The sequence below is a fragment of the Pseudomonas sp. 2VD genome (assembly GCF_005503585.1).
GTDB lineage: Bacteria > Pseudomonadota > Gammaproteobacteria > Pseudomonadales > Pseudomonadaceae > Pseudomonas > Pseudomonas aeruginosa.
Genome location: NZ_SCND01000266.1, coordinates 1 through 8842, shown reverse-complemented (window position 1 = coordinate 8842; position 8842 = coordinate 1). Strand labels below are relative to the sequence as shown.

The following is an 8842-nucleotide window of genomic DNA, read 5'->3' as shown; positions in this document are numbered from 1 at the left end:
CGTTCAGACCGGTGGCCGTGATGATGATATCGGCCTTCAGTTCCGTGCCGGACTTGAGCCAGACGCTGGCGTACAAGGGCACGATGCTTTCCGGCGTACCCAACTTTGCCTTTGCGGTGGGCTATACCAACTCATCCTGGACGCTGAAAGTGTGCCTGCTGTGCGACCACTTCTGTCGCTTGCTGGGCTTCATGGACAGCCAGGGCCATAACGTCTGCGAGCCGAAGGCGCCGGATGGTGTCGAAACCCGTCCCCTGCTGGATTTCGGGGCCGGATATGTCCAGCGGGCATTGGATAGCATGCCGCGCCAGGGGCCTCGCGAGCCCTGGGTGATGTCGATGGATTACTTCCGTGACATCAAGCTTTTGCGCCGAGGGAAGGTCGCCGACGAATGCCTCCGGTTCAGCACGGTGCCTGACGCCTACCTGCACAGAAGCGTGGCGCTTCAGACTCAGGGCGGCGGGCGATGACTGCGGATCGGTTCTGCGAGCTACCGGGCAAGCGTAGCCTCTGCTATCGCAGCCACGGTCCGGAAACCGCGCCTGCGGTCATCCTCATCGTCGGCCTGGGGCTGCAATTGATCTATTGGCCTGAAGCGCTCATCGCCGGTCTGGTCGAGCGGGGCCTGCGCGTGATCACGCTGGACAACCGTGACTCGGGCAGGTCTTTCTTCACCGAGGTTACCCCGCCCACGACCCTGCAACAGTTCTTCCGTAAACCGACTGCGGGGTATGACCTGGGCGACATGGCCGACGATGTGATCGGCCTCATGGATGGCCTGCGCCTGGGTGCGGCGCACGTCGTAGGGATGTCGATGGGCGGCATGATCGCCCAGACACTTGCCGCTCGTTATCCGCAGCGAGTCATGAGCCTGGCGTCCATCTTCTCGACGACAGGATCGCTGCGAGTAGGCCAGCCAGCGTTCAAGACCATCTTGCAGCTTCTCCGGCGCCCTCCCCGGAACCAGCAGGAGAGCGTTCGCGACTATGTGGAGATCATGCGTTCCGTCGGTACGACGCTGGAATGGGACGAGCAGGCCCATCGCGACTACGCCATGCAAGCCTGGGAACGAGGCGGCGGGGAAGCGAGCAACCTCGGGATGGCGAGGCAGATCGGCGCCATCATCAACTCGGGCGACCGAACGCAGGAACTCCAGCGAATTCGCTGCAACACGCTGGTCATCCATGCTGAGAAAGACCTCATGGTCGCCACCAGCGGAGGCTTCGCCACGGCGGCGGCCATTCCCAGGGCACGCTTGGTGCTGTTGCCGGGAATGGGGCATGACTTCCCCGCCTGCCTGACAGGAACGCTGCTCTCCCTGCTCGCAGGCCAAATGCATTAGGACGGAACATCCCTTCAGGGGCGGGTGGGTGCCGCCCCTCTTTTTACACCTCGGGACTTGCATGGGGCTTTTCGAAGTTCGTGCTTATCCAGGCCCACATAAGACAAAAAGGTTCCCGGTTGATTCTCGACCGCAGAGCCATGCATCACACGCCGGGCCGTTGGTTCGCCCTGCGCGTGAATTCCTCCACTGCCGTTCAACAACGACAAAAATCGAGCAAGAGGTACGTATGGAATTCAAGTTCTTACTCCCCGCCAAAGTCGTGATGGGACCCGGCCTGCGTGAGCGCACCGGCGAATACCTGCGGGAACTCGGCATGGCGCATGTGCTGATCGTGACGGACGCCGGGGTAAAGGCCGCAGGCCTGTTGAATGGCGTGTATGCCAGCCTGAATGAGTGGGAGATCGCGTTCGACGAGATATCGGACGTCAAGGCAAACCCTCGCAGCGAAGACATCAACCAGGCGGCGCAGCTGTATCGCGGCAAAGGTATCCAAGGCCTGCTGGCCATCGGCGGCGGCAGCGCGATGGACGCGGCCAAGGCGATCAGCCTGCTGCTGACCCACGAGGGTCGGATCGAAGACTACGAGGGCTCTTTCACCCTCAGGCACGCCATCCCGCCTATCGTCGCCATCCCGACCACCGCCGGAACCGGCAGCGAAGTGACCTGTTTCTCGGTGATCACCGATACCGCCCGGCATTTCAAGATGAGCGTCCAGGATTACCGGGTGGGCCCCGTTCTGGCATTGCTCGACTCCCGCATTCTCGACACGCTGCCTGCATCGATTGCCGCCGCAACCGGCATGGATGCCCTCACCCACGCCATCGAAGCCTACACCTGCCGCGTGTCGAACCCGATCAGCGACGGGCTGGCGCTGCATGCCATCCGCCTGATCAGCCAATACCTCAGGCCCGCCGTACTGGAGCCGGGCAACCTGCATGCACGCGAGCAAATGCTGGTGGCCAGCCTGATCGCCGGCATGGCCTTCGGTAACGCGGACGTCGGCAGCGTGCACTGCATTTCCGAAGCCATCGGTGGCATGTACGACACGCCACACGGCGTGGGCAACGCGATCTTCCTGCCCTTCGTGTTCGGCCATAACCGCGACGCCGACATCACCCGCCACGCGCAGGTCGCCTATGCACTGGGTATCGACCCCAACCTCTCGCCGGCCGAGGCCGCCGAGGCCGCCGTTGGCTACCTGTTCCAGATGAGCAAGGACCTGGGCATCCCCCGCTTCGCCGAGGTGAAAGGCGTGCGCGAGGAAGACTTCCTGAGCATCGCCGAAAAGTCGAAGAAGAATTTCTCCGACGGCAGCAATGCCAAGCAAATGACGGTGGAAACCTACCGTGAAATCGTCGCCGCCGCTTACCACTACGTAGCGTGAAGGAGGCCAGTCATGAGCGAATCAATCGCCGGCGCTTCATTGAAGCGCACGCTGGGTCCGTTTTCCGTTCTGTTGTTCGGTCTGGCGTTCCTCGCTCCGTTGATCGTGTTCGGCACCTATGGCGTGATCACGCAGGCCAGCGGCAACACCACGGCGATGGCCTACCTGATCGCGGCAATCGGCGTGGTGTTCACGGCCTTGAGCTATGGCCGGCTGGTCAGGGTGTTCCCGGTCGCCGGTTCGGCCTACACCTATACCCGCAAGATGCTGAGCGCGAACCTCGGCTTCATGGTGGGCTGGGCCGCCCTGCTCGATTACTTCTTCATCCCGATGCTGATCTGGCTGCTCGGCGCCAGCTACCTCAACATGGCCTTTCCAGAGGTGCCGCAATGGGTGTGGATCATCGGCTTCATCGTCTCCACCTCGCTGCTTAATATCCTGGGCATCCAGGTCGCCAACCGCTTCAACGTGCTGTTGATGGTCGCGCAACTGGCCATCATCGTCGTGTTCATCAGCCTGTGCGTGCACTACATCGTCGCGGCCAACGGCCCTGGCGGGCTGCTGTCGGCCAAGCCGTTCTTCAACCCGGACGTGTCCTTCGCCACCAGCATGGCCGGCGCCGCCATTGCCGCGTACTCGTTCCTGGGCTTCGACGCGCTGTCCACGCTCAGCGAGGAGACCCGCGACCCGGACCGGACACTGCCGCGCGCGATCCTGCTGGTCGCATTGATCGGCGGCTCGGTCTACGTCGGCTCGTCGTACTTCATGTACCTGGCGCACCCCTCCCCCGCCTTCGAGCATGTGGACGGCGCCGCCTTCGAGATCGCCCGCATGATCGGCGGCGACCTGTTCTTCGGCGTGGTCCTGGCGGGGATCATCATCGCTCACTTCGCCGCAGGCATGTCGTTCCAGGCCAGCGTGGGCCGGCTGCTGTACGCCCTGGGGCGGGACAACCAACTGCCGCGCAAGCTGTTCGGTGCCCTGCATCCTCGCTACAAGACCCCGGCCTTCAACATTCTGCTCTGCGGCATTTTCGGCTGCGCGGGTTTTGCCCTGACGATCGCCACCGCGACGTCCCTGGTCAATTTCGGCGCGTTTCTCGCCTTCAGCGCAGTCAACCTTTGCGCGTTGCGGCTCTCCTTCGATACCCGCCTCGGAGACGGGGCGGGCTTGTTGCGCGGGGTGCTCTGCCCGCTCGTTGGCCTGGTCACGGCCGGGTGGATGCTGGTCAGCCTGGATAAAGAGGCGCTGATCATGGGCTGTAGCTGGCTGGGCCTGGGGGCGGTCTATCTCGCTTGCCGGACCAGCTTCTTCCGCAACCCGGTGCCCGACGCGCTGGCGTAGCGACCACCCTTCTATCGAACGCTCTGACAACAACCACAAGGCCGGCTTCGAGCCTGCCCTTCAATGGCGAGAATCGATATGCAAACCAAACTTCTGATCAATGGTGCCCTGGTGGCCGGCGAAGGCGAGAGCCACGCGGTGTACAACCCGTCCCAGGGCAACGTCCTGGTGCGAATTACCGAGGCCAGCGGCGCCCAGGTCCATGCCGCGGTGCAGAGCGCGGATGCGGCCTTCGACGCCTGGTCGCAAACGCCGCCCAAGGATCGCGCGACCCTGCTGCTCAAGCTCGCCGAGCGCATCGATGCCCAGGCGCACGTGTTCGCTCGCCTGGAGGCGGACAACTGCGGCAAGCCTTTCAACGCCGTGCTGCTGGACGAACTGCCCGCCGTGTCGGACGTGTTCCGTTTCTTTGCCGGCGCCGTGCGCTGCCTGCAGGGCTCGGCGGCGGGAGAGTACGTCGCGGGGCATACCTCGATGATCCGCCGCGACGCGGTGGGCGTGGTCGCCTCCATCGCGCCGTGGAACTATCCGTTGCTGATGGCAGCGTGGAAACTCGGCCCGGCATTGGCCGGCGGCAACACCGTGGTGCTGAAACCGTCGGAGCACACGCCGCTGAGTACCTTGAAACTGGGCGAGCTGCTTGCCGAGATCTTCCCCGCCGGCGTGGTCAACATCGTCCACGGTCGAGGTGCCTCGGTGGGTGAGCCGCTGACCAGCCATGCCCAGGTGCGTATGGTGTCGCTGACCGGCTCCGTGCGCACCGGCAGCCGGATCATCGAAGGTACGGCCGAGAGCGTGAAACGCATGCACATGGAGTTGGGGGGCAAGGCTCCTGTACTGATCTTCGACGATGCCGACATCGACGCCGCCGTCGAAGGCATCCGCGCCTTCGGCTTCTACAACGCCGGCCAGGACTGTACCGCCGCGTGCCGCCTCTATGTGCAGAAAGGGGTCTACCAGGAGTTCGTTCGCAAGCTCGGCGAGGCCGTATCCAGCATCCGGTGCGGGCTGCCGGACGATCCGGCGACCGAGATGGGACCGCTGATCACCAAGGAGCATCTGGAGCGTGTCGAGGGGTTCGTGAACCGGGCCAGGGAGTTGCCGCACATCGAAGTGGTCACCGGCGGCAAGCGCGCCGAGGGTGCCGGCTTCTTCTTCGAGCCGACGGTCCTGGCCGGCGCTACGCAGGAGGATGAGGTGGTGCGCCGCGAGATCTTCGGCCCGGTGGTGACCGTCTCGTCGTTCGAGGATGAAGCCCAGGCGCTGGCTTGGGCGAACGACTCCGATTACGGCCTGGCGTCTTCGGTATGGACCGCCGATGTGGGGCGCGCTCATCGCCTGGCCGCCCGCCTGCAATACGGCTGCACCTGGGTCAACACCCACTTCATGCTGGTCAGCGAAATGCCCCACGGCGGGGTCAAGCTGTCCGGCTACGGCAAGGACCTGTCGATGTACGGCCTGGAAGACTACACCGTGGTGCGCCACGTGATGTTCAAGCACTGACCGCCCACACCCCGGACTACCCAGATCATTTTTCAAGAGGTTTGCATGAACAACATCGAGACGTTCGAAAGGCTCGAGTCCAACGTGCGGATGTACTGCCGCGACTTGCCCCTGGTGTTCGATACCGCACAAGGCAGCAGGATCCGCGGCGAAGATGGCCGCGAATACCTGGACTTCTTCGCCGGCGCCGGCGCCCTGAACTATGGCCACAACGACCCGCGCATGCGCGATGCGCTGATCGCGTATCTGTCGGCCAACGGCGTGACCCACGCCCTCGACCTGCACACCACCACCAAGCGCCAGTTCCTGGAAGCGATCGAGCGCGACCTGTTCAAGCCACGCGGCTGGGACTACAAGGTCCAGTTCACCGGCCCGACCGGTGCCGACGCCGTCGAGGCGGCGTTGAAGCTGGCGCGCAAGGCGACCGGGCGTACCAAGGTCGTATCGTTCTACGGGGCTTACCACGGCATGACCGCCGGCGCCCTGGCCGTCACCGGCAACCGCACTCGCCGTGGCCCCGGGCTTTCCACCGACGTGGTGTTCGTGCCCTACGAAGACAGCCCCTATGGCGAATTCGACAGCATTGGCTTCCTCGAGCGCCTGGCCAACGACCAGGGCAGCGGCTCGGAGCTGCCGGCGGCGGTGATCGTCGAGTCGGTGCAGATCCAGGCCGGCGTCTACCCGGCTTCCAACCAATGGCTGCAACGCTTGCGCAAGTGGACCACCGACCACGGCGTGCTGCTTATCTGCGACGAGATCCAGGCCGGTTGCGGCCGCACCGGCGACTTCTTCGGCTTCGAGCGCTCCGGGGTGGTGCCGGACCTGATCACCTGCGCCAAATCGATCGGCGGCTTCGGCCTGCCGATGGCGATCGTGTTGCTTCGTGCCGGGCTGGATGTATGGCAACCGGGCGATCACATCGGCACCTTCCGCGGCAACCAGTTGGCGTTCCTGACCGCCCGCATCGCGCTCAGCTATTGGCACGATGAGCAGTTCCTGAAATTGCTGGCCGACAACTGCGCGGCCATGGAGCGCGCGGTTGCCGGCTTTGCGGAAATTCCAGGCGTCGCGTTCGCGCGTTGTCGCGGCATGATCGCCGGCATCGATTTCGGCCGCGGCAACGTCGAGGTCGCCAAGGACGCCCAGCAGCGCGTGCTGCAAGCGGGCGTGCTGGTCGACCGCTGCGGCCCGAATGGCGAAATCATCAAGCTGATGCCACCGCTGAACACTCCGACCGACCAACTCGAAGACGGCCTCAGGGCCTTCGGCGAATCGGTCGCGGCAGCGCTGGGCGAATAGCTGCCAGGGTCACCCTTCGGCCTGTGTTGAAGCGCAGGCCGGAGACCTGTTGGACATCAGCCAGAACAATAATCAGGAGACCTCGAGCGTGCGTGAACACAATGATGAAAGCGTCGAGTTCGAAGTGTCCGTGATCGGGCTCGGAGCCATGGGAACCATCATGGCCCAAGCGTTGCTCAGGCAAGGCAGGCGCGTGGCGATCTGGAACCGCTCACCCGGCAAGGCCGCGGCGCTCGTCGCCGCTGGCGCTCACCTGTGCGAGAGCGCCGAAGCCGCGCTGGCTGCAAGCCCGGCCACGATCTTCGTGCTCCTGGACAACCAGGCGACCCATGAGGTGCTCGGGATGCCAGGTGTGATGCAGGCACTGGCCAACCGTACGATCGTGGATTACACGACCAACGCCCGGGACGAGGGCCTGGCGCTTCAGAGTCTCGTCAACCGCGCGGGCGGCCATTACGTCAAAGGGATGATCGTGGCCTACCCGCGCAATGTTGGTCGTCGCGAAAGCCACAGCATTCATACCGGTGATCCTGAGGCCTTCGAACGGCATCGGGCGCTGCTTGAGGGGCTTGCCGGTCATACGACGTTCCTCCCCTGGGACGAAGCATTGGCCTTCGCCACCGTGCTCCACGCGCATGCGTTTGCCGCGATGGTGGCTTTCTTCGAGGCCGTGGGGGCTGGTGTCCACTTCGGCCTGCCGCCTTCGAAGACCGCTCGGCTCATGCTCGACACGTCGCGCTTTTTCGTCGCCGATGCACTCGAGGAAGCGGTCCGTCGGCTGGAAGCGCAGGATTTCGCAGGCGATCAGGCGAGGCTCGATGTGCATGCCCAGGCCTTCGCCCATATCGCCGGAGCCCTGCACGCACAAGGGGCCTGGACGCCGGTCTTCGACGCGCTGTGCCAGGCCGTGCAACGCGCGGCAGCCATGGGCTATGGCGATCAGGACATCGTAGCCGTCACCCGCCTGTTCGCCCGCGAATGCGACACCGCAAGCGCGGCGGGACAGTGACTGCGCTGCGCTTCTAAGGTCCTCGTGGATAGCGCCCGAAGACAACAACTATAAAAAATCGCTGGAGAATCATATGCGCCGATTCGGTTTTCTAACGGCTGTCCTTGTACTGGTCATCTTCCTGAGTGCACTGTTTTCGAAGCCTTCCGTCGTCAACCGCGGGACGGCTCAGCGCATGGAGCACTACCCCACCGTCGGTATCGGAGACATCTTCCGGGGGCACTAGCCAGGCCTCGGGCGACAGACAGCCTCAAAGCCTGCCACCCGTTCGACAGCGACCGTGTGCGCCTCAGTGGTCTATGGCTCCGCTGGCGCCAAGGCCGGTCTGGCCTCGTACGTACTGGTCGGCGAAGGCTGCCCTTTCCGCCATGGCCCGCGTGGTCCGGTCCAGGCGGGAAACGCCATACGCCACCAGGAACGCCAACGGCATGGAGAACAGCGCAGGCTGGGTATAGGGGAACAGCGGCTCGGCGAAGTGCAACACATCCACCCACACCAGCCTGGAGAAAACCACGAAGCCCATGGCGCTGAACAACCCGACGTAGCCACCGGCCAACGCGCCACGGGTGGTCAGCCCGGACCAGAACATCGACAGGAACAGCACCGGGAAGTTGGCCGAAGCGGCGATGCCAAAGGCCAGGGCGACCATGAAGGCCACGTTGATGTTCTCGAACACGATGCCCAGGGCTATCGCCACCAAGCCAAGGCCCAGGGTTGCCAGCTTGGTTACCCGCAGCTCCTGCGCCTCGCTGGCCGCGCCCTTCATGATCACCCGCGCATACAGGTCATGGGCGATAGCGGACGCCCCGGCCAGGGCCAGGCCTGACACCACGGCCAGGATGGTGGCGAAGGTCACGGCGGAGAGGAAGCCCAGCAGCAGGTTACCTCCCACTGCCTGGGCCAGGTGCATGACCACCATGTTGCCCCCGCCCAGCAGCTTGCCTCCCGCTTCCCCGCC

7 protein-coding genes and 1 pseudogene are annotated in these 8842 nt (G+C 64.3%); 7 read left to right on the top strand and 1 reads right to left on the bottom strand.

What is annotated here, in order from left to right; all coding sequences use genetic code 11:
• From FFS27_RS23410 to FFS27_RS23380, 7 genes and pseudogenes are all read left to right on the top strand, one after another.
• Positions 1-470, top strand: a pseudogene (locus tag FFS27_RS23410) (hypothetical protein); the annotation flags it as partial.
• On the top strand, positions 467-1342 hold the full coding sequence (locus tag FFS27_RS23405) for an alpha/beta fold hydrolase (RefSeq protein ID WP_003089172.1): 876 nt from the start codon (positions 467-469) through the stop codon (positions 1340-1342). The pseudogene FFS27_RS23410 and the gene FFS27_RS23405, both read left to right, overlap by 4 nt.
• Before the next feature lie 229 nt (positions 1343-1571).
• Positions 1572-2729, top strand: a complete 1158-nt coding sequence (locus FFS27_RS23400; RefSeq protein WP_003089170.1) for an iron-containing alcohol dehydrogenase — start codon at positions 1572-1574, stop codon at positions 2727-2729.
• Between the two features lie 12 nt (positions 2730-2741).
• Positions 2742-4073 (top strand): APC family permease, encoded by a 1332-nt coding sequence (locus FFS27_RS23395; protein ID WP_003089168.1) that lies wholly within the window; start codon positions 2742-2744, stop codon positions 4071-4073.
• A 78-nt stretch (positions 4074-4151) separates the two neighbouring features.
• On the top strand, positions 4152-5576 hold the full coding sequence (locus FFS27_RS23390; RefSeq protein WP_003089167.1) for a gamma-aminobutyraldehyde dehydrogenase: 1425 nt from the start codon (positions 4152-4154) through the stop codon (positions 5574-5576).
• 45 nt (positions 5577-5621) lie between these two features.
• Positions 5622-6875 carry an aspartate aminotransferase family protein gene (locus FFS27_RS23385; protein ID WP_021264767.1) on the top strand — a complete coding sequence of 418 codons (1254 nt, stop codon included), beginning with the start codon at positions 5622-5624 and terminating at the stop codon, positions 6873-6875.
• 88 nt (positions 6876-6963) lie between these two features.
• Positions 6964-7884, top strand: a complete 921-nt coding sequence (locus FFS27_RS23380) for an NAD(P)-dependent oxidoreductase (protein ID WP_044727201.1) — start codon at positions 6964-6966, stop codon at positions 7882-7884.
• Between the two features lie 289 nt (positions 7885-8173).
• Here the strand turns inward: FFS27_RS23380 and FFS27_RS23370 are convergent.
• A partial coding sequence (locus tag FFS27_RS23370; RefSeq protein ID WP_442962189.1) for a sodium:solute symporter family transporter occupies positions 8174-8842 on the bottom strand: 669 nt, incomplete at its 5' end.